The organism is Nocardia camponoti, from assembly GCF_014646135.1.
Lineage (GTDB): Bacteria > Actinomycetota > Actinomycetes > Mycobacteriales > Mycobacteriaceae > Nocardia > Nocardia camponoti.
The window spans coordinates 242024-267825 of record NZ_BMMW01000004.1 but is presented as its reverse complement, the minus strand read 5'-3'; the positions used below and the strand labels follow the sequence as shown (position 1 = coordinate 267825).

At 59.3% G+C, this 25802-nt stretch carries 21 protein-coding genes and 2 pseudogenes; 15 read left to right on the top strand and 8 right to left on the bottom strand.

Features of this window, described 5'->3' with window-relative positions; translation table 11 throughout:
• Positions 1–28: 28 nt before the first annotated feature.
• The gene (locus tag IEX78_RS19805) at positions 29–2008 is read left to right on the top strand and encodes a protein kinase family protein (RefSeq protein ID WP_188830523.1); all 1980 of its coding nucleotides are present in this window, start codon (positions 29–31) and stop codon (positions 2006–2008) included.
• Positions 2009–4804 (top strand): AAA domain-containing protein, encoded by a 2796-nt coding sequence (locus IEX78_RS19800; RefSeq protein WP_188830522.1) that lies wholly within the window; start codon positions 2009–2011, stop codon positions 4802–4804.
• Here the strand turns inward: IEX78_RS19800 and IEX78_RS19795 are convergent.
• From IEX78_RS19795 to IEX78_RS24805, 3 genes and pseudogenes are all read right to left on the bottom strand, one after another.
• Complete coding sequence (locus tag IEX78_RS19795; protein WP_188830521.1) at positions 4782–5264, bottom strand: transposase; 483 nt, start codon at positions 5262–5264, stop codon at positions 4782–4784. The genes IEX78_RS19800 and IEX78_RS19795 overlap by 23 nt on opposite strands.
• A 49-nt stretch (positions 5265–5313) precedes the next feature.
• Complete coding sequence (locus IEX78_RS19790; protein ID WP_188830520.1) at positions 5314–5679, bottom strand: group II intron maturase-specific domain-containing protein; 366 nt, start codon at positions 5677–5679, stop codon at positions 5314–5316.
• Positions 5680–5756: 77 nt separating this feature from the next.
• Positions 5757–6044: pseudogene (locus tag IEX78_RS24805) on the bottom strand (hypothetical protein); the annotation flags it as partial.
• Between the two features lie 25 nt (positions 6045–6069).
• On the opposite strand from IEX78_RS24805, the gene IEX78_RS19780 reads away from it, so the two are divergent.
• A complete protein-coding gene (locus tag IEX78_RS19780) occupies positions 6070–6249 on the top strand; it encodes a hypothetical protein (RefSeq protein ID WP_188830519.1) in 180 nt (59 codons plus the stop codon).
• 109 nt (positions 6250–6358) lie between these two features.
• Here the strand turns inward: IEX78_RS19780 and IEX78_RS19775 are convergent.
• The 5 genes and pseudogenes from IEX78_RS19775 to IEX78_RS19755 all read right to left on the bottom strand — a co-directional run.
• A pseudogene (locus tag IEX78_RS19775) lies at positions 6359–6754 on the bottom strand (VOC family protein); the annotation flags it as partial.
• A 257-nt stretch (positions 6755–7011) separates the two neighbouring features.
• On the bottom strand, positions 7012–7800 hold the full coding sequence (locus IEX78_RS19770) for a sigma 54 modulation/S30EA ribosomal C-terminal domain-containing protein (protein ID WP_188830517.1): 789 nt from the start codon (positions 7798–7800) through the stop codon (positions 7012–7014).
• Positions 7801–7856: 56 nt separating this feature from the next.
• Positions 7857–8735 (bottom strand): alpha/beta hydrolase family protein, encoded by an 879-nt coding sequence (locus tag IEX78_RS19765; RefSeq protein ID WP_188830516.1) that lies wholly within the window; start codon positions 8733–8735, stop codon positions 7857–7859.
• Positions 8732–9421, bottom strand: a complete 690-nt coding sequence (locus tag IEX78_RS19760; protein WP_188830515.1) for a hypothetical protein — start codon at positions 9419–9421, stop codon at positions 8732–8734. The genes IEX78_RS19765 and IEX78_RS19760 overlap by 4 nt, the downstream gene beginning before the upstream one ends.
• A gap of 53 nt (positions 9422–9474) precedes the next feature.
• Positions 9475–10284 carry a hypothetical protein gene (locus tag IEX78_RS19755; protein ID WP_188830514.1) on the bottom strand — a complete coding sequence of 270 codons (810 nt, stop codon included), beginning with the start codon at positions 10282–10284 and terminating at the stop codon, positions 9475–9477.
• A gap of 536 nt (positions 10285–10820) precedes the next feature.
• Here IEX78_RS19755 and IEX78_RS19750 point away from each other — a divergent pair.
• The 12 genes from IEX78_RS19750 to IEX78_RS19695 all read left to right on the top strand — a co-directional run bounded on the left by IEX78_RS19750 (position 10821) and on the right by IEX78_RS19695 (position 25801).
• Positions 10821–11900, top strand: a complete 1080-nt coding sequence (locus IEX78_RS19750) for a hypothetical protein (protein ID WP_188830513.1) — start codon at positions 10821–10823, stop codon at positions 11898–11900.
• Between the two features lie 224 nt (positions 11901–12124).
• Positions 12125–13222 (top strand): CgnE/CgnB domain-containing protein, encoded by a 1098-nt coding sequence (locus IEX78_RS19745; protein ID WP_188830512.1) that lies wholly within the window; start codon positions 12125–12127, stop codon positions 13220–13222.
• 37 nt (positions 13223–13259) lie between these two features.
• The gene (locus IEX78_RS19740; protein ID WP_188830754.1) at positions 13260–14051 is read left to right on the top strand and encodes an SDR family NAD(P)-dependent oxidoreductase; all 792 of its coding nucleotides are present in this window, start codon (positions 13260–13262) and stop codon (positions 14049–14051) included.
• A gap of 26 nt (positions 14052–14077) precedes the next feature.
• Positions 14078–15211, top strand: a complete 1134-nt coding sequence (locus IEX78_RS19735) for a DUF2817 domain-containing protein (protein ID WP_188830511.1) — start codon at positions 14078–14080, stop codon at positions 15209–15211.
• Between the two features lies 1 nt (position 15212).
• On the top strand, positions 15213–16721 hold the full coding sequence (locus tag IEX78_RS19730) for a fatty acyl-AMP ligase (RefSeq protein WP_229684178.1): 1509 nt from the start codon (positions 15213–15215) through the stop codon (positions 16719–16721).
• A gap of 266 nt (positions 16722–16987) precedes the next feature.
• Positions 16988–18367 carry an aspartate aminotransferase family protein gene (locus IEX78_RS19725; RefSeq protein ID WP_188830509.1) on the top strand — a complete coding sequence of 460 codons (1380 nt, stop codon included), beginning with the start codon at positions 16988–16990 and terminating at the stop codon, positions 18365–18367.
• A 49-nt stretch (positions 18368–18416) separates the two neighbouring features.
• Positions 18417–19397 carry an aldo/keto reductase gene (locus IEX78_RS19720; RefSeq protein WP_188830753.1) on the top strand — a complete coding sequence of 327 codons (981 nt, stop codon included), beginning with the start codon at positions 18417–18419 and terminating at the stop codon, positions 19395–19397.
• Positions 19390–20520, top strand: a complete 1131-nt coding sequence (locus IEX78_RS19715; protein ID WP_188830508.1) for a thioesterase domain-containing protein — start codon at positions 19390–19392, stop codon at positions 20518–20520. Before IEX78_RS19720 ends, IEX78_RS19715 begins: the two co-directional genes overlap by 8 nt.
• Before the next feature lie 380 nt (positions 20521–20900).
• On the top strand, positions 20901–22607 hold the full coding sequence (locus IEX78_RS19710; protein WP_188830507.1) for an aldehyde dehydrogenase family protein: 1707 nt from the start codon (positions 20901–20903) through the stop codon (positions 22605–22607).
• Entirely contained in the window at positions 22607–24115 is a 1509-nt protein-coding gene (locus IEX78_RS19705) for an AMP-binding protein (RefSeq protein ID WP_188830506.1), read from the top strand. The genes IEX78_RS19710 and IEX78_RS19705 overlap by 1 nt, the downstream gene beginning before the upstream one ends.
• Positions 24108–24680 carry an acyl carrier protein gene (locus IEX78_RS19700; protein ID WP_188830505.1) on the top strand — a complete coding sequence of 191 codons (573 nt, stop codon included), beginning with the start codon at positions 24108–24110 and terminating at the stop codon, positions 24678–24680. The genes IEX78_RS19705 and IEX78_RS19700 overlap by 8 nt, the downstream gene beginning before the upstream one ends.
• Positions 24677–25801, top strand: coding sequence for an SDR family oxidoreductase (locus IEX78_RS19695; protein WP_188830504.1), 1125 nt, complete (start codon positions 24677–24679; stop codon positions 25799–25801). The genes IEX78_RS19700 and IEX78_RS19695 overlap by 4 nt, the downstream gene beginning before the upstream one ends.
• The last annotated feature ends 1 nt before the right edge of the window (position 25802 follow it).

Here is a 25802-nt window from a genome sequence, read left to right as displayed (position 1 = left end):
GCCGAGCCTACTGAATTACCAAGGCGCGGTGGCTAATCCACCGATCGCTTTCCGTAACGTCGACCTGCTTCGAACCGGTGAGCCCGTGCGCAACGCGCAGGGCATGCCGTCAGTCGCCTCTGGCGGGTTCGCGGCGACGTTCGCCATCGACAGCGCTTCGAAACAGCGCTTCGCGGTGCGCTGCTTTCACAAGCAAGGCCATGATGAGCGCCGACTGCGCGAACGCTACGAGCACATTTACCGGTTCGTCGCCGGCCATCCGAATCTGACGTTCCTGATCGATGCGGTGTACCAAGCCGACGGGATCATGGTGAACGGCACGGGTTTTCCGACCGTGCGCATGCGGTGGTCGACCGGCGAAATGCTCGGTGTGTGGGTGGAGGACTGGATCGAGGGCGACCAGGATCCGGTCGCCATCGAGACGGTGCGGGTCGCGATCGCGGACGCGGTCGTCGCGTTGCGCGCCGCAGGCGCCGCGCACGGCGATCTCCAGCACGGGAACATCCTTGTCGGCCGGGACCTTTCAATCACCCTGATCGACTACGACGGCATGTATGTCGATACGTTCGCGGGTACCACGTTGCCCGCGATCGAACAAGGTCACCGCAACTATCAACATCCCGGTCGCGGTACCCGTTTCGACAGCGGCATCGACACTTTCGCGGCCGCGGTCATCGATGTCTCACTGCGCGCGCTGCGGCACCAGCCATCGCTGTGGGACGACTTCGGCGGCACCGGCGAGAACCTGATCTTCACCGCACGGGATTTCGTCGACCCAGAGAACTCGCCGTTGTTCGCCGCGCTCGCCCGCATCGGCGGAGTCGCCGACGCTGCCGCTGCGTTGAAGCGGGCCTGTCGAACCGACTATGACCACGTCGAAGCCGTCTTGGCGGGGACCGGGGCAGGCGCACCGACTGCGGGCGGTTTCGAACTGGCGCTCGGTCAGTTCGTCGCAGGCAGCGAACGTGACGAGCTGCTGAACCGTGCGGGTGAGACCATCACCGTCTACGGGCAAATACAGTTCGGCATTGTCAACAAGGGATTCCAGGGCCGCGACGTGGCGTTGCTCAACCTCGGTGATTACGAGCAGGGAGATTTCACCATCGTCGCTCACGACGACGTCGCCGGTCAGCTCTTCGCCAAGTACGGCCGCCTCAGCAGGAACGGGAAGCGACTGCTGCCGAAGCTGATCGGCTGGCAGATCGCGATCACCGGTACCGTCGTGACCTACGTGAACAAGGGCGTGCCCGTCCCACAGATCGAACTCGTGCGGGTCGGTCTGCTACGCAATCTCACGGATCAACAGATCGCCGCGCTGAAATCCCCGCCACCGCGCGTCGCACCAGCACCACCCAGACCTACCCGGACACCGAAGACCGCGGGTGCGCCGCCGCTTCCGTCATCGGCACGAGCCGCAACGGTTGTGCCGCCCACAGATCGTTCCGCGGCACAGGCGCGCAGACAGGCCGAGCTGAGCAGGTTGTACGAAAGCCCTGCAAAGAGGGCGCGTCCCCCGGCGGCTCCGGTGCGAACGAGCTCGCTGTCCACTGCTCCGCCGAGTACGCCCACACCGGACACACCACCCCAGCAGCCGCGGACGTCGCGGTCCGCACGCCCGGCGCCTACCAATTCGGCCGTACGATCGGCGCCTCCCCACCGGGCTGCGCGCCCATCGCCTGCTGATCCGGCAGCACGCCCGGCTCCTCCCAATCCTGCCGCCCGGCCGGTGCCTGGCACTCCTGCCGCGCGCCCATCGCAGGCCATCCCGGCAGCACGGTCGACACCCGCAACTACGGCCGAACCGTGGTGGGCCCCGCATCTCCCTCCGTCATCGCACCGTCCGGCCGCTCCGCCGCCCCCTCCTCGGCCACCACAGCCACCCCCACCCGCCACATGGCGCCCACCGGTCAACCACACGGGACACCTGCGGTCGTCTGTGAGTTGGGGTTTGGTGGTGTTCGGGCTGGCGATCCTGGGTTTGCTTACCCTGCTGATCTGGGTGGTCTAGGTGACGATCAACGCACGTGAATTCGCCGTGGTCGTCCGCGAGCGGGACGGTAGTTCCGTCGAGAACAAAACAGCCGAGATAACGGGCTATCAGATCGACGGCCGTCTGATCCACATCAGCTACGCACGCGGCGGCACCTATCGCTACGGCCGGGACCGGGTCTACCTCGCTGACCGCCCACGACAACTACCACCGGACCCGGGGGCTGAGATCCTCGCCGACGGTGTGCTGTGTGACAGTTCCGGCGGCGCTTACCTTTTCCACACTCCGGATGGTGGCTGGTGGCACATCTTCGCCCAGGACGGGACCTGGCGCGCGTACCCCGCGAGCGAGGTCGAGATCGTTCGCAACGGCGCCGTGATTCCCGACTCGGCTGCGGTACTGCGGTATTGGCGTGAACTCGCGGGTCTGCTGCCCGAGACGGGTCGCCTCCTGCGGGAAGGGCTCGACCACCTCACCTTCCTCCACCCGGATAGCGTGCTGCATCGGTTTCTCACCGGTGCCCGCTGGGAACAGCGCGACGGCGCGACCGAGCCGCGTATCTACCCGTTCCACACCAATCCGAGCCAGCGGGAGGCGATCGACAACGCGCTGCGATTTCCGATCTCGGCGGTGGACGGCCCGCCCGGCACCGGCAAGACCCAGACCATCCTCAACCTGATCGCCAACATCCTGCTCGACGAGTCCAAGACCGTGGCGGTCGTGTCCTCGAACAACGCCGCGGTCGAGAACGTGCGCGACAAGCTCATCGACGTCGAAATCAGCTATGTCGTAGCCGATTTGGGTCGGTCGGAAAAGCGGCGGGAATTTCTCGGCAGAGGGGCCCAGGACAACCGGAACAGGCTCGTCGCGCGCCTTGTCGCGACCGAAGGGGGCGAGATCGGCTCGGCCAAGGCGATCGCCACCCTGGATCGGCGATTACGCCGACTCCAAACCACGCAGCGCGAACTCGCCAAACGGCGATCCGAACGCGACGGCTACCTGCTCGAACGCGAACACTTCATGACCCACTTCGATCGGCGATCGCTGCCGGATGAGCGGTTGTTGCCGGTGCTGCGCTGGCCCGCGGCCAAGATCCTGGACTACATCGCCGACACCGATCCCGAGCTGGCCCAGCCGGGCGCGCTACCCGAGGTCATCGACCGGATCGCCCAGTGGATCAGATACCGGTCGATGCGGGCGGTCGACGCGGGGGACGTCGAGGTCGTCCTGCGGCTGCAACGACTCTACTTCGATAAGCGGATCGCCGATCTCGATGGCGAGATCGACCGGCTCACCAGCACATTGAGCTCGGCGAACTTCGACGAGCTGACCGATCGACACCGCGAGCGCTCGCTGCTTTGGCTCACCGACCGCTTGCGTCACCGCTACGCCCAGCGGCGGCCGGGTACCTACGACCACAACTACGTGCACGATTGGCAGCGGTTCAGCCGCGACTATCCGGTGATCCTCAGCACGTGCCATTCCCTGCAGCGCAGCATCGGGCGCGGCAGGATGCTCGACTACCTCATCATCGACGAAGCCTCGCAGGTGAATCTGCTCGAGGCCGCGAACGTGCTCGCCTGCTGCAAGAACGTGATTGTCGTGGGGGATTTGAAACAGCTGGCCCACATTCCGGGTCTCGAGTCGAAGGATTGCCCGCCCCCACCGCACCCGGTGTACGACTTCCACCGGCACAGCATCTTGTCCGCGTTGATCGAGCAGTACGGGGACGCGCTGCCGCGCACCATGCTCCGCGAGCACTATCGATGCCATCCCGACATCATCGGATTCTGCAACAGCAAGTTCTACAACGACGAGCTGATCACCTTCACCACCAGCACCCCCGGCTGGGAATCGATGATCGTCGCGCGGACCGTCGAAGGCAATCACATGCGTCGCCACAGCAAGAGTCGGTCCAACCAGCGAGAGATCGACGTGATCGAACGCGAGATCCTCCCGACGTACTGTGCCGACTTCGCGGCGACGGACATCGGTGTCACCACGCCCTACCGCAAGCAGGTCAGCAAGGTCACAGACGCGCTCCTCGGCGCGGTCGAAGCCGACACGATCCACCGATTCCAGGGTCGGGAGAAGGACGTGATCGTGATGACCACGGTCCTCGATGAGACATCGGACCCCGAAGAGAAGGGCGGGCTCGGGTTCCTCGACGACCCACAGAAGATCAATGTCGCCGTCTCGCGGGCGAAGAAGCGCTTCGTGCTCGTCACCAACCACGACATGCTGCCGCGCAGCAGCAATCTGCGCGACCTCATCGGCTACATCGGCTACCGGAACCCGGGCAGCACCGTTTTCGACAGCTCGATCGTCTCGGTATTCGACCTGCTCTACCGCGACTACTCCGCGCGGCTGCGACCGCTCATGTCGCGAATCCGGCGACGTTCCCGATTCCTGTCCCAGGACATCATCGCCACGGTGCTGGAAGAGGTTGTGCAGGAACAGAATTACCTGGGTCTCGGCATCCGGGCTGAGGTACTGGTTCGAAACCTGCTGCCCGACATAACCAAGCTGACAGTCGATGAGGCACGGTTCGTGAACAACCGCGCGAGCTTCGACTTCGTGGTATTCAACCGTGTCACCCGTCGATGGGTCTGCGCGGTCGAGGTCGACGGATACGAATACCACGAGAACAACCCGGACCAGCTGGCCCGTGACGCGCTGAAGAACAAGGTCTGCGTCAAGTACCGCATCCCGCTGCTGCGCCTACCCACCACCGGTAGCGCCGAAATACCTCGCATTCGAGCCTCTCTCGACAGGGTGCTCACGCCCGGGTTCAACATTGGTGGGTTGCTATGATGTCAGATTGTGCGTTGGGACTGTTGATTGGTCTCACCGCACATATAGACAGTAATTTTCGGCCATGACGAAGAAGCCGTCGAGTGAGGGAGTGTCGGTTCTCGGGATCTGGCCCAATTTCCGTGAGTCGTCGGAGTCCGCTGACCTGTGGGTTTGTGGCAGTCAGGGCAGTGCGATGTCGTGTGACAGTGCGTTCGACGGCATCGCCGAGGTTGTGCCAAATTTGCCACCGATCAGCGACCTGGATCGTGTCAGGTGCGCCTTTTGTGGCGCCTTCGGCGTAGGCACCGGCCTGGCCGCGGCAGATGATCTCGATGCCGGGATGTGCTTGCAGCCATGACGCCAGGGTGGCGGCAGTGCGGTCGGTGAGTACGTAGATAGGGCGCCTGGTGTGAGGTAGGCCCGCGGCGCGGTGCCGGTCTTGCGGCCGGTCCGTTTCTGCGAGCCCCCTCCCGAACATGCGCGTCTCCGCGCAGCCGGCTCTCCATGGGGTCACGGCGGACTATTGTTCATGCTGCCGCTGCTTCAGGCCACGGCGACGATACCTGCGCTCTCCGATAGTAATAACGGGCGGTGCCCGCATCAGTGGGGTTGAACAGAGTTGTCCCCGTGGCCGTGACGGGCCACCAGCGACCGCCGAAGTATCGGCGGCGCAGTTGCTTACAGTTCATCTTCGGGTGCTTGCGTCTGATACAGGCCGTAACCCGTTGCCAGACATAGGCCCGCAGATAGCTGAATGTCGCGAACGACACCCCGAACCGGAAATAGGCGGTCCAGCCGCGCAACACCCGATTGAGGTGTTGCAGCACGACGTCCAACGGCAGATTCTTGTTCGACCGGCATATCGCCTTGATCTTCCCCATGATCGAAGCCACGGACTTCTTTGCCGGATAGATGTAGACGAACGTCGGTCGCGAGTGCCTTTCTTGAGATGGCGCCGGATGTGCAACCCCAGGAAATCGACACCCTCGTAGAGATGGGTGATCTTCGTCTTGGCCATCGACAAGCGCATCCCCAGAGGAGCCAAGACACGCGCGGCTTCTTCTCTCACAGCCTCGGCATGGCTGCGATCACCGGATACCACGATCAGGAAATCGTCTGCATACCGAACCAGCCGCCATGTACCGAGGTTGCGGCGCCGCCGCCGATCCCGCTCCCGCTGAGTCCACCAGTCCCACTGCGCCGCGAAGTGCTCATTCGTCGAGCGGGACTGTAAGAACAGGGGTGTAACTCCGAACAAGGGGTAGCACTTCAAGACTGATGTGATGTTGGCCGACCTGGCCGATACTGGCGAGGTGGCGAAACGCAAGGAACGCGACTCGGTAGTCGATGCCGACCTGGTCGGGCAGCTGGTGGCCCAAGCCCGCGATAGCGGGCTGCAACTCACCGGCGAATGCGGGCTGCTGGCGCAGTTGAGCAAAGCTGGTCGTCGAGTCCGCCCTTGAAGGCGAGATCACCGACCAGTTAGGGACTGCCTTGAGTTCGGTTGACTTGTTGACCTGCCTCATGGTTCGTTACCCGCTTCGGGTCAACCGAACAGACAGTCCCCTTGGTGTCGTCCGTGTAATGGCAAACAGCCTCAAGCATCAGCCCGAACGGATCGATCCAGAACGTCGCAAAGTACGGTTGTGGATACTGCGGAAACTCTTGCGGCTCATGAACCACCGTGGATCCGAGGCGTGCGACGAATTGATGTACTTCGTGGACTGCTGACCAGGTCTTGACCATGAAGGCGAGGTGCTGCAGTCCGGTCCGATGGCGGGAGTATCCGCCAGTCTCGACACTTGGGTACAGGAATAGGTAGGTCCCGGGCTTGCCCCCATCCGGCCTGTACGCGACTTGATCGTCGGCACTGAGATACTCACAGAAGCCGAGGATCGGCATAATCTTGTCGTAATAGGATTTTGCAGTCTGCAGATCCGGGACATTGACGCCGAGATGCCCGAGCATGCCTGTACCGCTCCTCTCCTGTTTGTGTTCTTTTGGCGATACTGTAAATCCGATAGTCTGGTTTAACGAGATTCACGGTACCGTAGTCCGTCCTCTGCATGTTTCGGCGCGGATCGGCTATGCTATCACTGGCGAGAGTGCGGCGGAGCGGACATGTGGAGGACCGTACCATATGTGATCTGGCCTAACGAGGTCGTCCCAGGATCAATCGGGGCAGCAGTTAGGTAGTAAAATCTAGTGCGAACCGACCCCGCCGCTTATTTCGAGGCGGCAGTTTCATGGTCGGCTGATTCCAGAGGGATAATGAGGGTCAGATCGCCGTCATAACGGCGATACAGCAGATGTCCACGACCAGTGTCTGAATCGGTGAAGAACAGAAACGGCAAGCCGTGATGGCACAACCTGTGCACGGCCTGCTTCTCGTACAAACTGGGGGTGGCATGCGGATTGATCGTGACTGGCAGGTGTGCCGACAGGTCCGGTGGATGCATTCTATGTTGGCGGGCCAGTCGTAGCCCTATCGGGCCGGCCCGATAGACAATGGCGTCCTCGCCTGTCGGCGCGTCGGTGAATAGATACACGTCATAGTCCATCGCGTCCATCAATGACACAGCTAGTGACGGTTCAGCGAGCCGCGGCAATCCATAGACTTTGCGCCGACAAACAACGCCGTCGCGGACCTGTGCCAAGGCGGGTCGGGTCAGGTCGGGCCACGGCCGAGGAACGCATTGGGTTGCCGTCAATCGAAGGAGCGTCCGATCCAGCCTCTCCGCAGCGTCCGAAACGACGCTTTCTCCATTGGGTCCGGAAATCTGGATACGAGCGGGGATGTCCCCGACCCGCAGATTTACCTGCAATAGAGTCGATCCATCTTCACGCATAGCTTCAGTAAGTCGCAGGTGTGCAGCAGCCACGCCCGTATACCGCGCAAGTACGTGTCCGATAGCACTGACTGCCAGATCCGCCTCGGCTTCCAGAATCCGACCGCGGCAGGTCACGACGAGCTGAGGGAACGGCGTTTTCGGCGAGCATTCCGGAATGAGCACGACGGGACTATTCCCTTCTTTGCATTTGAAACTGTCACGTTTATGACGAATCGCGGTTAGCCGCTCCTATTGAATGCTCTCATCCATTTCGCGACTGATTGTGCAATACCGACTGAATCCTTTACCCAGCGAATATGATCTACCTTGGTTAGCGGACGATGGTGCAGTCGCGTGACTTGCTCAGATGGGAACGGGGCGACCAGTCTATCGACTGCCTTCGCTGGGGCAAGATTGTCGCCAGCCACCGATATCGAGAGCACCGGAATATCGGTCTTTTTCAGTTCATCCTCAACGGCGTGGTCGGATCCTACAAAATTCAGCTGGCCCGTTCGGGCGAGGTGGGCCCAGTCGCGCATCATTACGCGCGACTGGCGGCCCATGAAGCCGAGTCTGTTGCCGGGCCAGAACCCATAAGTATTCGCCACAACCATGATCAGGTGGGTGGCAAATAAGACCTTCGCGGCAGTCACGACTGGTTGCACCCTGAAATAGGGATTGCTTGCCGCGACCAGAACTATGCCATCCACCATAGGGGAATGCCGACTAGCAAATGTCACGGCCAGCTGCCCACCCAAGCTATGGCCGCCGACGTAAACTCGGCGGCTAGGATACCGCTCGCGAACTGCAGTCAGCACTGCTGGGAAGTCGATCGATGCGACCACATGATATCCGAACTTTGCGCGTCGATCTACTACTGGACTACTCGCTCCTTGTCCGCGAATATCCGGTACGAGCGCAACGATCCCTTCCTTGGCAAGGGCCTCAGCGAATGGATGATAGAACCGTGCCGGTACTCCCATTGCCGGCCAGAATACGAGAATCGCGGCATCGTCTGTCGCACTTTCGACTCCCTCTACAGCAACATTTACGCCTTCGGCGGCCTCCACCATGAACCGGATGCTGGAGCCAAATGGGTTTATTGCATTTTCTGTCACGCTCGCCCGCCGTCCGCGAAGTGGCTCATGATTGCGTCCTCCGTCTGCTTGTTACGAACGTGCACCACGCAGAGAAGGCGGTCGCCTTCGGCCACGTTATCTTCGAAGTATGCGTTTACCTGATCGTCACGGGAACGGGGACGCTTGCGATAAAGATCGCGAGGTACCCCGATGTCGCGGAATACTCCCGCTCCCATATCGAAATCTTGCGTCGGTCTGATCACGTTAGCGATTCGCTGTACGCTTGCGATCAGTGCTTCGTCGGAGTGGGTCAATTCAGCCTGCAACTCCGGAAACATCACTGAGCCCGGAAGTCGACCGTAATCCCGCATAGCGCAGTAGGCGATCGGATTAAAGGTTTTGAGAGCTGATAATGCTGGGAAATGCCCGCTTGATGTCACTGATTCCAGGTGTGCCAACCAACTATGACGAAAGACGTCGGTACCTCGGAGATGTGCCGCAACAAACTGTACTCCGATGTTTAGGAATCTTTCTCCGGTTGAAGTGAAATTCCACGTGGAGCCTAGAACAGCCAATGGAACATCGGCCACAGTATCTCTCGCAACGACCAAAAACTCGGGTTCCTGAAAGAGTTGCGGACGAGCCGTCAGAAGATCATGCATGCGTAGATCCGGCATGACCTTCGTCAGACCATTCTTCAACCAGTTGTCCTGAAGTTCAGTCAACTGTTCTCCGCCGGACCATCGCTCAATGCGAACGTTGTCGACAGCCGTATTCTTCACGCGAACTGTGAACCCAACGCCTTGGCCCCGGAGAATTCATCCACTGGGGAACTGTCACCCTCGTCGTTCTTCACGACTGACGAAAAGATCTCCAAAAAGTACGCAACCCACAAATTCGCAACATCCCGCATGTGCGGGATAACTTTGGACCGAGTTTGCTCATTCTCAATTAGGGATGTCAGTACACCCCAGACAAAGTCTGCATGTGCATCCTCCAGGTCTGTACCGACGTGGCGCCGAGCTCCCTCGACTTTCTCTTTGCCGAGCACATTGCCTAGATTCTCGACCCAGCTTGGTTGCGTTTGAGTCGTCACGTACTCGACGAAGTAGACGCTACAGAGGAGCGCAAGCGGACTGCCCTCGAACTCCATACCATACTGGAGGTAGCCGGTAAGCAACTTCGTGGTGAACATTGGCTCGGTTGCGTAGATCTGCTCTTTCGTGACACCGACCTTCTCAAGGTCGGCAGCAAACCATCCGTCATGTAGCATCTCGTCTTCGACATAGTGAGCCCACTGGGCTCCGCGCACCGGGTCACGCTTTGTGAAGTATTGAATGGCGAGTGCATCGATCGTTCGCTTCCGGCGGAGTCGAAGGATCGTCTCGATATTGTGTCGTTTGTAGTACTCAAGGTTCAAATCATTTGACGACCGCTGATGGTCTGCATACGGAACCTGGGCGTAGAACTTCTCGATCAATTCATCCAGCAGCGCATCTACGTCAGCCCGGAGCTCGGTATACGAATCGATATTCCGCTTGGCTGCCTCGGTAGGATCGCCATACCACGAATCAACATTATCTAGCACTTGTCGCTGCTCTCCTGTGAAGCGACGTGCCGGAGATCGATTCCGGCAGTCGCAGATGAATGTTTACATAGCAAATGGAACAGATTTCAGCTGTATACAAAGGACATCTGCATTGCTGTACAGCCCCCCACTGTCACTTTCCCCTAATGAGCCGGTCAGATTGATGTCCACTAACTGCTGGTGGAATCGGTTCCAGATCATATGTACACGATGCGGTTGCTCGCGTCAAGGAGTGGCGCTGTCTGTACCAACTGAGTTCCAGTGGACTTGGTCAAAAGGTTCGTGATGTCTGTTTCATTTTGTTAACCGTCGAGATCGGGGGCTCGATCCGGCACCGTGGAGCCTCGGACAGCAAACTTCTGGCAGCGCTTGACATGGGTGTGGAGCACATGAATCCTGAAATGGACGCGTTTGAGCAGTCACGGGGAAACGGGGATTAACATCAATCGTTCATTGTGGACGCAGTCGCTTCTGTGTGTCGGCCAAAAGTGCTGCTTGATGACAGTGGGGAATCGAAAGAAAGGCCGAGGACGGTAATGGCAGAGATTATCGGCGTCAATCCGAAGAAGTTGCGACAGCTCGGGGCCGCAGAAGGTGCCTCATTTGTTTTGGTCACCAATCCCGAGTTCAGTGAATTTGTGCGTATCGTGGAGGAGGGCGACTACGGTCAATATTTGACCAAGACCTACTCTGGCGGTGACTTCGCGGCATTCTTGGCGGCGGAGGTTCCCGAACACGCCCATGTTCTTGTCATGGCTCCCGGCCTGTTCTTTCAGTCACCGCGCCAAGAGGACATTGGACCGCGGCGAAAGCTAATCGCTATGGCCTGCAACTCGACACCGACCGATTTTTCGTCGCTGGAACATTTCATGCAATGCATCGAGGCTACTGATCCGGATGCTCAAGAAGATTTCGCCCAACGCTTTTTTGAGGCAGCCGAGAACGGTGACCATCTTGAATATCGTGATGCGCGGTACGGGACGGTTGCCATCCTGCGACATTTTGATCAGGAGTTGGTATGGAACCAGCAGGCCGGCCGCGTTGACTGGGGTGAGCAGCAGATTGTTCCAGCCGGAGAGATAAGTGTCTTGCCGATCGAAATCATTGAATTCGATGAGGACCTGCACCTACCTCTCGACGGCGAGATCGTTATCCAGGGCTTTCCCATCCTGCACAACGGAACTCCTTCTTACACACGGCGTGACCAAGCCAGAATCCATGAGCAGCTCATGGGCCTTACTGAGTCCGCGGTCAAGGCGACCGTTACGAACGGCGTGATGACGCACCTGGAAGCGCTCGGGCCAGCAGCCACGCCAGTGGTTGACATGCTTGAATCGATGTTCGCCACGGACTCGCGATACCGGGTTATCTGGGAGATTGGCCACGCGGTGAACACCACACACGAACTACTGGCGGGCAATCACGCGATGAATGAGGTGTACGGCGGTACCGATGGGTGCCTGCATTGGGGGATTGGCTTGACTCCATTCACCCAGTATCACCTCGACATCATTTCCCCTGGAACCACCGTGATGAATAATAAAGGTGAAATGCTTCTCGGTGTTGCCGGAGCGATAGCTCCTGTGCGGCTAAAGCCCGCGATACCGAGCTACTGAGCCACGTCTCCAGCATCAGCTGAGATGAAAGATAGAGATGAGAGGAGGTGAATTGAATGTCGGACAAGAAGGACAGCAACGACCAGAAGGATCGGAAGATCCAGGTTAAGAAGAACGACCGCTACCTGGGCACGCTCCTGGGCTAAGTAGTCACATCGTGCGGGCCAGTCGCGGTTGCGGCTGGCCCCCACGGTATCGACCGTAAGCGAAGTGAGGCCATCTAAATGTCTGCAATCCTTGTTCGGCCCGACCTGCACCACCAGTTCGGAGCTCGAAATCCGCAATTTTGTCTTGTTGTAGACTCGGCGAACAAGTACGGCATTGGTATGGATGGGCAGTCGTCTCTTTATCACCGGACGTCCCAGATCGCGCTGCATCCTGGAGAGTCGCTTGAGACATTCCTGGCTACTCGAGCACCGCGAGAGGCCGACATCCTTGTGGTCACTCCAGGTACGTTCTTGAGTTCGCCAGGAGCGAGCGTGATCGGTGAGGATCGGAAGCTGTCTGTTGTGCCCTGCGCATCGACACCGGTCACCGCTGCGCAGCTGTCGTACTTCCTGGAGATCTGCGAGTCGATTGACCACGATTCCGTGGCTGCACGCAGCGACGCGATTCTTGAGGCGCTAAACCTGGCCGAATCGGTGCGGATTGTTGATGCTCGACGAGGCACCAGCGCATCGTTTGGATCACTTGGAGATTACGATTGGAATGTTCAGGCCGGTGTGTTGTCCGGCGGAGAACAACAAATCGCTCCGAATGGCGAACTGAGTGCAGTTCCCCTTGACATCATGCATTTCGACGCAGAGCGACGACTCGACCTATGCGGGCAGATTGCGATGAGTGGCACCGTGATTGTCCACAGGGGCGGTAACGAGTCCGACGAAGATGAGCAAGCTCGCCTGTACGCCCGGCTTGCTGCCGCCACACACGGTGACGCCGTCGTCCTGGATATCGACCACGGACGGATCGTTGGCGTTCGTCCCCACGGCCCAGAGGCAAAGCCGGCGGTTGAGGCACTCGAAGAACTGTTCCAAGCGGATTCGCGTTACCAGATTGTTTGGGAGTTCGGGCTGGGTCTGAACGACGGGATAAAGCCTGTCGGCGGCAACTGCGGTTTGAACGAAGTATGTGGCGGCCGTGGCGCGCAACTACACATTGGCATCGGCCTGACTCCATGGACGAAGTTTGCCTTGACGTTCCACTGTGCCGATAGCTTAGTGCAAGTCGGAGAGGCAGTGCTCGCTGAGCCGCTAAGGCGGAGCATGACCCGCCGTCGGGGTCCGGCCTGCGGCTGTGACGAGGGGGCGCGAGGTGTTTGGTGAATTGCAATCAGAACTGAATTGGAGATCTAACTTGTTCATGTTGACTGGGAAAGTCGCGGTGGTAGTCGGCGCTGGGGCTGGGATCGGCAGATCGGTTGCCTCCGGCCTGGCAGCAGCCGGTGCAATCGTACACTGCTTGGACATCGACGCGGACAATGCACGCAGCACCGCCAAGTCGATCAAAGCTTCCGGAGGCATTGCCAAGGGCGATCACGTCGACGTTCGACTCTCGGAATCAGTGAATTCCTCACTCGCCGCCGTAACTGACGAACACGGTCAGCTCGACATCGTAATTTGCACTCCTGGCATCAACATCCGCAAGCCGCTGCTTCGCTACAGCGATGATGACTATGACGCCGTTATGGATGTCAATCTGCGTGGATCCTTCAACACGATGCGCGCCGCTGGGCAGATCATGGTCCCGCAGCGGACGGGGAGCATCGTGGTGTTCTCGTCGATCAGCTCGCGTGTGGTTGAGCCGGGACAGGTGATTTATGCCGGCACAAAGGCTGCGCTTGCGCAAATGGTAAGAGTATTTGCAGCTGAGCTTGGTCCATATGGCGTCCGGGTCAACGCGATCGGGCCCGGCCCAACAGCCACCGAACTAACACTTCCGATCCGTTCCGATAAAGGATGGCACGATGCCTACGCCGATCGGACGGCGGTTGGAAGATGGGCCGATCCTGCTGAGCTGGCAGGGCCTGCTGTGTTCTTGTGCTCGGACGCCGCGAGCTATGTCAACGGCCAGCTTCTTTACGTGGACGGCGGTTGGATCGACATTGACCGTCGGTACCAGGGAGGTCCGGTCCTGGACGGCGTTGAGCCGTGACAACGGCTCGAAAGGAGCCTCAAAAGATGGGAAGCTCTGCGGAGTTAGCTGCTCTGAGCGAGGTGACGGACGACGATGTGTTTAGGGCATTCGGCAGTTACGGTGAGGCTCGTGCGGACTTCAAAGTTCGCGCATCGGACCTCGGAGCCCGGCTGCACAGCTATCATCACCCTGAGTTTCCGGACCTATCTACGGATATCGCCGTCCTTGGCCCTGAGAATACATCGGCCGTTTTGTTCGTTGTCAGCGGCACGCACGGTATAGAAGGACATGCGGGCTCGGCTATCCAGCGCAAGTATATGCACCAATTTGCTGATGCGAATATCGGTGTCGTACTCGTGCACGCGCTTAATCCATACGGATTCGAATACGATCGGCGAGTTAACGAGGATAATGTCGACATCAACCGCAATTTTCAGACGTTCACGGACCTCCCTGCGAACGTCGAATATCGCGAGTTGCACGACCTGCTCGTCCCGCTCGACTGGAGCGGTCCTGAGCACGAGCGGGCCCAACAGAAGCTGATCACCGCTCTCTCTGAACACGGCCTTGAGTGGATTCAGACTGCCATTACGCGAGGACAGCATGAATATACAGACGGACTGTTCTTCGGCGGGATGACGCCAACCTGGTCGAATGAGACCTTGCGTCAGATTGTGCGGGAGCACGTAGCTGGGGCGCGACATGTCGGCTATATCGACCTACACACCGGCCTGGGGGATCGCGCGGCGGGAGAAACGATCTTTCGCGGTGGAGACGACAGTGACGCCTTCGCGAGAGCGGTGACTTGGTACGGCTCTGAGGTGACAAGCTCTGATGATAAGACTTCCAGTTCGACACCAATAGAAGGCAACAGTGCCCGTGCTGTTATCGGCGAACTCTCAGACGATGTGCTGATTACCGCGATAACGCTAGAGTTTGGTACTCAGGACGGTGCCACCGTGCTGGCTGCCCTTCAGGGTGACAACTGGTTCGCTCTTGAAGGCCGACGCGGCGACGCACGCTATGAAGAAGTTCGCGGCAAGATGTTCGATGCGTTTGCCCCCAGCGACGTGGAATGGCGCGAGAAGGTTCTTCAGCGTGGAGGCCAGGTACTTGAGCAAGCGTGTGCCGGCCTGCGCATGGCGGCTGGCATCGATTCAGCTGTTCGGGCGGGCTGAGATGGCGGAAGAACTGTTGGTGCATAGACTGGAACGATGGGCCGAGCTGCGTCCGGAAGTCGTAGCCGTCCGTTACGTGAGTGAGCCGCGCGCGCTTACCCATAGGGACGCCGTCGACTCTATCTCCTACGCTGAGCTGTATCGGCGGTCATGCCGGATTGCGGCGGGCTTGAGAACAAGCCTTGCCGTCGGGGATCGTGCACTACTTACGTTCTCTCCGGGACTCGACTACGTCTGCGCGTTCGTTGCCTGCCAGATGGCCAGGATTGTGGCGGTGCCACTTTATCCGCCGTCGAGCCAGGCGAACATGCAGAGGTTCGTGGATGTCGCGAGAAACTGTTCGGCCGGAGCTGTACTGACCACGGCGACATGGGCGCAGCGATGTGCGGACGCTTTGTCCGACGCCGAGGTTGCGGCACCGGTCTTTCCCATCGAGATCCTCGCGGAGCATGATGAGGAGTTGCCCTCGCTAGAACTCTCTGGCGAGCTTGCCTTCTTGCAATACACGTCGGGTTCAACCGGAACACCACGTGGTGTGATGGTGACTCAGCAGAACCTAGCTGCAAACCTTGTCGCGCTTAGCGAGCGGTTCGGCATCGGTCCCGAAGATCATCAGGCATCTTGGCTTCCGCCATATCATGACATGGGGCTGATCGCGGGGATCCTTCAACCGCTGTATGACGGCATCACGACAACTCTGATGTCTCCTTTTGAGTTTCTGCGCGACTCGCTTGGTTGGCTCGACGTCATCAGTCACTTTCAGGCGACCTACACCGGCGCGCCCAACTTCGGATACGCGCAGTGCACACGGCACGCGTGCGATGAACGGCTCATTGGGATGGATCTGCGGAGACTACGGTTGGCCTTCTGTGGCGCAGAGCCGGTTTCGGCGGGCGTGCTGGATGGATTCGGCGCGCGTTTCGCTTCTACTGGCTTCGACGCAGGGGCATTCCTGCCGGCCTACGGGCTGGCTGAGGCGACCCTCATCGTTTCAGGGACGCAAGGGGACGGCGTGCGATCCGTACTTATTCCCGCCACAACCGATGCCAAATTCTACGGACAGCAGATGGCAGTCCAGTCCACCACGGTGGCACTTGGTCGCCCGATTCGTGATACGGAAGTATGCATCGTCAACCCGGATTCCGGTGTGCGGCTCAATGACGGCCTTCTCGGCGAGGTGTGGGTGCGTGGGCCAGGGATTGCCGCAGGATATTGGCACAGTCCGGAAGAGACGCAGGTTGTCTTCCGTGCGATCGCACGGCCGGATGACGGCAGAGGGCCGTTCATGCGCACCGGTGATCTCGGATTTCTCACCGACGAGCGTTTGTGCATTGCCGGCCGGATCAAAGACCTTCTCATCGTCAACGGACGGAACGTCTATCCCCAGGATATCGAGACGGCAGCGTGGTCGGCAGATGAGCGCTTACGCCCCGGGGGGCAGCGGCTTTTACCACAGGCAGCCTCGCCGATCCACGGATCGTGCTGGTCCAGGAATATCGCGATTCGATAGATCTAGCAGCTGCGACGCCAGCCCTTAGGTCCGCTATCCAGCGGTCGGTGCAGGCGCTCGTCGGAGTCGAGGTCGACGACATCGTCCTCGTCCAGCCTCGAAGTGTACCTAGAACGACAAGTGGCAAGGTTCGCCGATCGACGGCGCGGCAGCATTACGAGGCCGGGGTTTTCGACCGTGCGTGCGCTGCTGTGGCATCTGGAGCCAGCGAACAGATCCCATTCAGTGACTGACTAGCAAATCGACAAAACTTACTAGGACAAAAATTGACTTCACAAATCGAGGGCAGTGTTGATACTTCGACACTTGACACGAACAACGCCAATACGGCGCAGATGAACGAACAGCGTCTGCTCGAGCTCGGTGACAAGTACAGCTTTCGTGGTCGTATTGACAGGAAGGTTGGAGTAGGACCGATATTCGTTCGCGGTCGTGGCACCGAAGTTGTCGACATGCAAGACAAGACCTACCTCGACTTCAATTCAGGTCAGATGTGTGCGGCGCTAGGTCACAACCATCCGCGCATAGTACAGGCCATCCACGAAGCTTGTGAAACTCTCATCCACGGGCACAGCAGCTTTTACAACGTCAAGGAAGTTGAACTCGCCACGCGCATTGCTGAACTGCTGCCGGACCCGCTGTCCAAGACACTGTTCGGTGAATCTGGCGCAGACGCAAACGAATTCGCAATGTCTGTCGCCCGCCTGTACACCGGCGGTCGAGATATTTATGCCCCCCTCACCAGTTTTCATGGTGTCTCGGTGGGCACCCGCTCTGTCACATTCGCTGGCTGGCGCCGTGGTCATGGGGGCTTGCCGAGCGATGGCAAGGCGATGTTCGCGCCCTATTGCTACCGCTGTCCGCTGAGTAAGACGTTCCCGTCCTGCAAGCTGGCGTGTCTTGATGCCAGCTTCGAGTTGATCGACGGGCAGTCGGCCGAACAGCCTGCCGCGGTGATTACCGAGCCGCTGTTCAGCGCAGGTGGAGTAATCGACCCGCCTCCGGGTTGGCTTCGTCGCCTGGCCGAACTGTGTGCTGCCCGAGACATGCTGCTCATTGTGGACGAAGAGCAGACAGGCCTGGGCAAGCTCGGCTCGATGTTCGGCTTCGAAGATGAAGGCGTGGTGCCAGACATCGTCACCCTGGCGAAGCACTTCGGCGGTGGAGTTGGCGTCAGTGCGATGACGACGAGTCCGATTATCGAGGAGGTTGTTGTGGAAGCCGGCATGACAGTCACGCACTCGCATAGTAACGATCCACTCATCTGCGCGGCGGGTATCGCCAGCCTGGACATTGTGGCTGAGGAAAATGTGCCGGAAGTTGCGCGTGCGCTCGGTGAGCGAATGCTGCAGCACCTGCACGAACTCGCCGAGCGATACGAACTCATTGGAGACATTCGTGGCCGCGGCCAACTTACCGGGGTCGAGTTGGTGACAAACCGTGATACTCGGGAGCCTGCGAATGAGGCAGGCAAGGCGCTGGGTGATGCTTGCCTTAAAGCTGGACTGATCTTCAGCGTGCGTCGCGATGGCAGCGTCATCAGGTTCGTTCCGCCGTCGTCCACCACTCTCGATCAGATCGATCAGGCGATGGAGATCTTCGCCCGTGAGCTTGAGGTGGTCAGCGGTGCCACACGGAGCGAATGACACACTTTTCGAGAACTCGGCAGCGGGATCACAACCGGCGGCGGTCGACGTGCCGACACGCAATCTCGGCGACCTAATCACGTCGGCGCTCGGTCTCGGCTGCATGGGACACATGGAGTTCTATGGACGGCCAGATCCGGCGTCGGCAATCAGGACAGTCCAGGTCGCGCTGGACAACGGTGTGACGATGTTCGACACGGCCGACGTGTACGGGCAGGGGGCTGGCGAGCGTGTTCTCGGCCAGGCACTCGCTGGTCGACGTGATAATGCGCTTGTCGCGACTAAAGTCGGACTGCGACGAGACAGTGCGGGAGCGTGGTCCGGCATTGATGGCAGCCCCGCTCATATCCGGAATGCCTGTCACGATTCGTTGCGGAACCTCCGTGTGGATCACCTTGATCTGTACTACCTGCATCGGGTAGATCCAATCGTACCCATTGAGGAGACGGTCGGCATGATGGCCGAACTCGTCAACGAGGGCAAAATCCGCTATATCGGATTGTGCGAGGCCGCGCCGGATACCGTACGCCGAGCCCACGCAATAGCGCCGATCTCTGCGGTGCAGGCCGAGTACTCGGTGTGGCATCGGGCTCCTGAGGCTGATTTGTTGCCAGCACTGCGAGAACTCGGTGTAGGTTTTGTCGCGTACAGCCCTCTTGGGCGTGGCCTGCTGACCGGCAGCATTCGCTCTTCCACTGATATTTCCGAGGACGACTACAGAAGCGGGACGCCACGATTCAGCAAGACAAACATGGTGCAGAATCTTGTCACCGTGGCGCGGATCAGCGAGATTGCGGCGGAGGTTGGATGTTCGTCGGCGCAGGTGGCGCTGGCCTGGCTGCTGAATCGTGGCCCGGACATCGTCGCGATTCCGGGGACGAAGTGTCCTGAGCACCTCCTACACAATCTGCAGGCGGCCGGCGTGAATTTAAGCGCGTCCGACGACAAACGGCTGGCTGACGCCGTTCCGGGTGGGACTGCTGCGGGTGATCCCTATGTTCCCGAGCGCATGGGTGAGCTCAATGGATGAGTTGCGGCCGGAGCCTTGCCAGCTCGTACAAACCGTGACGGTCACGTTAGCTGACGCACCGACGCCGCCAAAAGTGGCAACCGTTCCGACGTCAGCTTTGGAACAGTCGCTTATCGATATCTGGACCGAGGTGCTCGGCCTGCAGCAGGTTGGCGTGAACGACAACTTCTTCGACCTCGGCGGCACTTCGAGAGCGGCTGCGGAGATGTTGTCGTTGCTGGAGAAGCACTTCTCGTGCTCGCTACCCATGAACGTCGTCGCCGAGGCCGGTACTATCACCGAACTCGCGAATCGACTACGTGCGAGCGGTAGAATCACCGACGGCGCACTCGGTCTCGTCCGGCTCTCGTCAATGACGTCGCGGCGGAACTTCTTCTGCGTGCACGGTTTGGGAGGCCACGCACTCGTCTTCGCGAGATTGGCGCGAACATTAGCCGATGAGATGAGTTTCTATGCTTTCGAGTCGATGAATCGTTACATCGATGAGCAGCTACTGAGCGTCGAGGATATGGCCGAGCGTTACCTGAGGGAAGTGCGGCGTATCCAGCCGCGCGGACCCTATCACCTCGGCGGCTACTCGATGGGAGGCCTAGTGGCGTTGGAAATGGCGCATCGACTACGACGAAGCGGTGAGCAAGTCGGACTCGTGGCGCTGATTGATACCGATTTAGTGCAGATTCGAACACCGGTTCACCCACGTGCGGTTGATTTCGTTAGCCGGGCGCTAGGCGTTTCTCCGCCTGTATCGATGCCCATTGAGGACATCGAGGACGCTGCCGAATTGATTCGACGACGCCTTTCCGAACAGATCGGACGACCTACACACCTTTCTGTCGATCAAATTCGCCGATTCGCGTACGCGTACGTTCACAACCAGTCAGCAATCTCCAGCTACCAAATTCGGCAGCTGTACGATGGAGAGGTATATCTTTTCTATTCTACCCTTGGTCCGCATGAAGCAGCGCAAGAGCGCAGAGAAATACTTCAGCTCACCGGCTGGGCTAATGCAAGTTGGGCAGACCGTTTGCACGTCGTACCCATCGAGTCCGATCATTGGACAATTCTTAGTGACAATGTTGATGCACTCGCGGTGCAGCTTCGTCATGCGATAGCCGGCGACTAATCCGGGCGACGATCGGCTCCGAGCGACAAGGCAGCCCCGGCGAGTCCGGTCGATGATTTATGCGCAGTCTCTATCGCGATCTTGTTGTATGTGTCTTGGCGGCGTTAGGCCTTCTACGTCGCCTCGGCATGGAAGTCGCCACCCTTCGAACGCGGCACAACAAGTAACGGAGACCGGTGTGCAAATCTTCGATGTATCTCATTGGAGCCTTCAGCCGTTTGTCCGTAAGGAATAGACGTTCTCTGCGTATTCTGCTACCGTCCATAATTGAGAAATAGCCGAATTGTTTCGACCGGAGTATAATCAGGGAGTCTTAGGTGCGAGATGTGGGTGCAATGAGAGGGCCGCAAATTGCTAGTGACTCGGACAGCGTGTTGGGCATGCTGTCATTGCGCGCGTCCGATTGGGATGCGACGTCAGTTCAGACGGTCCTTGCACTGGTGCGCGAGTCCCTGACGGCAACAGCATCTGTCGCTGCGGAGTGGACCGAATTGTGCGTGGAAGCCAAGCGGATCGGGAACAGCCCAGCAGCTGTGGAAGAATGGGCCCTTGGCCCCCTCCCGACGGTCCGATTTTTGCGGCTACTTGAGCGGTCATTGTGCGACATATCACGCGGATTTCGGCCTCGCCTTTTCGGCCCTCCTCGTTCGGGCCCGGGATCGTCCATTCGCGTACCTGTACTTCATAGCGACGTATACGACCGTCTGCTTTTTCCGGATCTCTCCGCCGAAGTGTGGCTACGCGGCTGCCAAAGTATCGATGACATCACGTCAAGCCAGGCGGTCGCCTATTTTTCCCCATCCGGCGATCTTGGTACAACTGTCGTGCTTGGTGCGGGCAACGTGTCCGCGATCGCGATTACCGACGCGCTGGAGCTGCTCGTGGTACAGCGACGCACCGTCGTCCTCAAACTCAGCCCGGTCAATGATTATCTTGAGCCGGTATTCGCGCGTGCGCTGGCACCTTTCATTCGCCACGGTGTGCTAGTTGTGCAGCGAGGTGACGCGGAGACAGGGGCGCGGCTGGTCAGCGATCCGCGAGCTCGACGTATCCATGTGACGGGCTCCTCGGCGACGTGGAACGCGGTTACTGAGGCACGTGTGGGCGCGGGAATCAGCATGGATGGATCGACAGCCGAGTTAGGCAACATAACTCCCGTGATCATCGTGCCCGGCTCGTGGTCCAGATCGCAGCTGCGCTATCAGGCGGAGCATATCGCCGCGATGGCAGTCAACAATGTCGGGCTCAACTGTGCTGCGGCACGAATACTGGTCACGAGTCGCAACTGGCCTCAGCGTGAGGAGTTTCTCGGGTATCTCGCGGACACGCTTCGCGAGAGGGATGCGCGGCACCTATACTATCCCGGCGCCGAGCGGCGGATGGCTGACGTCCTTGATCGTCATCCTGCGGCGCAGCGGCTCGGTGCCGGCGCATCGGACTCTTCGCCGTGGATCCTCATAACCGGGCTCGACGCGACAGATACCGATGAGCCCCTGTTTCGCGAGGAGTTCTTCGGGCCGGTACTCGCCGAAGTCGTCCTCGGTACCGAGTCGGCTGAGCATCATTTGTATACGTCGGTGGAGTGGGTAAACGGGCAACTTTGGGGCGACCTCTGCGCCGCAATCATCATCGATGCGAAGTCGACCAGGCGCCGCCCCGTGCGGAACGCGCTCGAATCTGCGGTTAGTGAACTGCGTTACGGGACTGTCGCGGTCAATCATTGGCCGGCCATCACCTACGCTCTCGGTTCGGCACCATGGGGGGCTTGGGGTGGCGCCGGTAGTCTGTCTCAGTCCGGTGTCGGGTTTGTGCACAACAGTCAAATGTTCTCCGATATAGAAAAAGTTGTTCTGAGAGGGCCGTTCCGGTCGCACCCCAAACCTATTTGGTTTCCCGGGCACGGCGATGCGTACGAGATCGGACGTCGGCTGACAGCCTTTCAGGCACGGCCCTCATTACGAGGGCTGGGCGCAGTCATGCTTGCTGTGATTGGCGCCGTATTATTTTCAAGGAGCGGTGTAGCCCGACCCCGCACGATTCTGCCGAGGGTCATAAGGCGCCGACGTGATCAGCTTAGGAGGCTGTAGTGCGAGAGTTGATCGATCGCTTAAAATCGTGCCCGGACCGTGAGATCAACTGCTTCTCGGCGGGGTTGGTTAACCGGCGCACGTTTGCGGATCTATATAACGATGTAATGGCAATGGCGAGTGCGCTCCGTGTAGCCGGTGTAAGCGAGCGACAGCATATCGGAATTTGTGGTCAAAATTCCTATGAATGGGTGGTATCCGATCTGGCCGCGATCGAGATTGGCGCCGTGTCAGTTGCGTTCGCACCCGAGCACGCTGCCCAGCTGTCGACCGATGATCTAGTCGCCCAGTTCGATCTCAGCCTGCTCCTGCTTTCGGCCGATGAGTACAACCGGCGACTCCCCGAAACATCGGCTGTCACCACGTTCGGCGATCTCGACAAGGTGACTGCGGTACCAATCGGGCCGTCCTCGGTGCCGTTAGACACCTTTAGCTTGGCCTTTTCGTCTGGAACCAGTGGTACTCCGAAGGCCATTATGATGAGCACCGCGGGCACCATTGATGCGATCGAAGAGTGTCATCGTCAGCTGAGTTTTCGTGCCAGTGATTCCATCTTCGTCGTGTTGCCGCTGTCAGCCTTTCCTCAGCGACTCATGGTCTACATAGCGATCTGGTGCGGCTTCGACATACATCTCGCGTCCATCCCCGACCTGTTCGCGGCGTCGCGCGCTTTGCGTCCGACGATCGTCGTCGGCCCGCCGGCGTTCTTCGAGGCGCTGGTGATGCGGTATCGGGACGAGCATCGTGACGGTGCGACGATCACCCTCGGTCCCGAGGCATTCGGCGGCAACGTGCGCTTGGCGTTGACTGGTGCAGCACCCGCCCGCAAGGAATCTATCGAGTTCCTCAATGAAGTGGGATTTCCTCTGTATGAGTTCTATGGGTTGACTGAGACTAGTGCCATCTCGTGGAACACTCCGGCTGCGCACCGGCCAGGATCCGTAGGCAGACTTTTGCGGCCCGGAATCGTCAAGTTGGAGTCTGACGGCGAAATACTCGTGCGTATGGTCCCACCGCGCAGCCACGGTTACTATGGCGAACCTTCCGCCAATGCCTCGACGTATCTCGCAGACGGCTGGATCGCAACCGGTGACATCGGACGGTTCGACGGCGATTATTTGTATATCACGGGCAGAAAGAAGTCTGTGATAATTACGAGAGCGGGCTATAAATTGCAGCCGGAGCCGATCGAGCAGGCGCTGTGCGCCGAAACGTCTGTGGCGCACGCTGTCGTACTGGGGGGCGAACATGCCCCGGTTGTGACGGCTGTCGTGTCGGTGCATCCCAACGGCGTCTGCGAACAGATCTCCGAACGGCTCAACCAAATCCTAGACGAGCGCAACGGTGAGCTGCCGCCGCCTGCCCGAGTCGTGCGGCTGGTCGTCACGCGGCAGCCCTTCACCACCCAGAACGGGTTACTCACGCGGACTCTGAAGGTCGATCGTGGAGCCGTCGCGGCGATGCTTGCAAATCAAGAATCTACCGGATCGGAGTTGAATGGTGGCTGACAGTCCCACAGTACAGAAGGTAGTCCAGCAACTACTCACAGAACTGACAGGCGCGCCGCCGGAAACCGAATATCAGAGCACAGCACGGTTGGGCGCCGAATTGGGAATTGACTCCGTGGGGCTGGTCTTCTTGTTCTCAAGAATAGCGGAGGAGACATCCGTCACGCCCGTCGACTACGTGGTTCGAACAGTGGGGGATGTCGAACGCATCGTAACGCACTGCCTTGCGAATGCGGCAGCGTCCCGGAACGGGTCCAGTTCGGATCCGAGCCTCGGCTCCGTCGACGAGTCCCAGCGGTCCGTCGAAGCGAAGCTTTCGGAGCTGGTGCGCGATGTTGCTGGCGACAAGCTGAGCGGCCCAATCGATTCCCAGATGCCGCTCGCCGATCTCGGACTCGACTCCCAAACGATCGTAGCGCTGTTCGTTCATGTCGAACGAGTGTTCGCGGTGAAGTTTGATCTGGACACGCCACCGAGCTGTTTCGAAAGCATCGCTCGCATGGCGGAGTATCTGCGCTCCGACAAAATGTCGTCGGCCGCTGTCGCTTCTATGGAGGAAAAATGACTGCGCTGGTGACTGGGGCGACGGGTTGCGTGGGCGCAGGTATTGTCCTCGAACTGCTGCGCCAAACTTCTCAAGATATCGTCTGTATCGTGAGATCCCGCGATGACGAGGAGGCTCATGAGCGACTGCAGCGTGTGTTGCTCGAGACGATAGAGGCCTATGATTGTCGTGAACTTGCTGGCGCGGTCCAGTCTCGTTGCCGGGGTATACGAGGCGACGTAACGGAGCCGCGGTGCGGTCTGAGTGATGCTGTAGATCTCGAAGCGACCGAGCTTTGGCACTTGGCGGCCTCCTTGCGTTATCTGGATAAACATGAGGCCGCTATCAACTCGGTGAATGTCGACGGCACGCGAAACGTCATCACACTTGCCCAGTCGCTCGGAATCGGCGTCCTGAACTATGCCAGCACAGTCGCTACTGCGGGCACACGGACGGGAATTCTATACGAAGAGCCGGTCGAAAAGCATACCGAGATGAATAATGCCTACGAGCGATCCAAGGTTATAGGCGAGCAGCTTGTGCTGGCATCGGGAATTGACGCGGTTCGCATCTTGCGGCTTCCTATCGTCGTCGGGCATAGCGAGACCTACCAACTCACCGCTTCCACGTTCAGTGGCTTCTATACGCTTGCCACCGAGATGATCAGGTTCAAGGAGAAGGTGGAGGAGCGACTCGGATCCTATTTGGAGCACTACGGGGTTCAGGTCGTTGCTGACCCGGATGTTCGAAATGCTGTACTCCCCGTCGATCGCGTCGCAAATGCCGCAGTGACTTTGAGCGTCGCCCGCGCTGAATCGGGCATATACACGCTGGCTAACATGCTTTCCGCGAATATTGGTTCGGCCATGGCGGGGATCGCAGACGTGCTGGGTATTGCCGAGCCGCGCTACGTCGATGACGTAGCGTTGTTGACGTCCGTCGATCAAGAGTTCACCAATGAGATGCGTTTTCACGCACCCTATATGCTGCAAGATAAGCTGTACGATTGCGCTAATTTGCTTCGTTACGTTGATCGCAGTGTGGTCAGCGTCGAGATGTCACGCGACCGCTTTGCCGCGTACGCGAGACACTTCTTCCCTGCCGGCACGGAATCGCCATCTCAGCTGGCAGCAACTGAGTAGG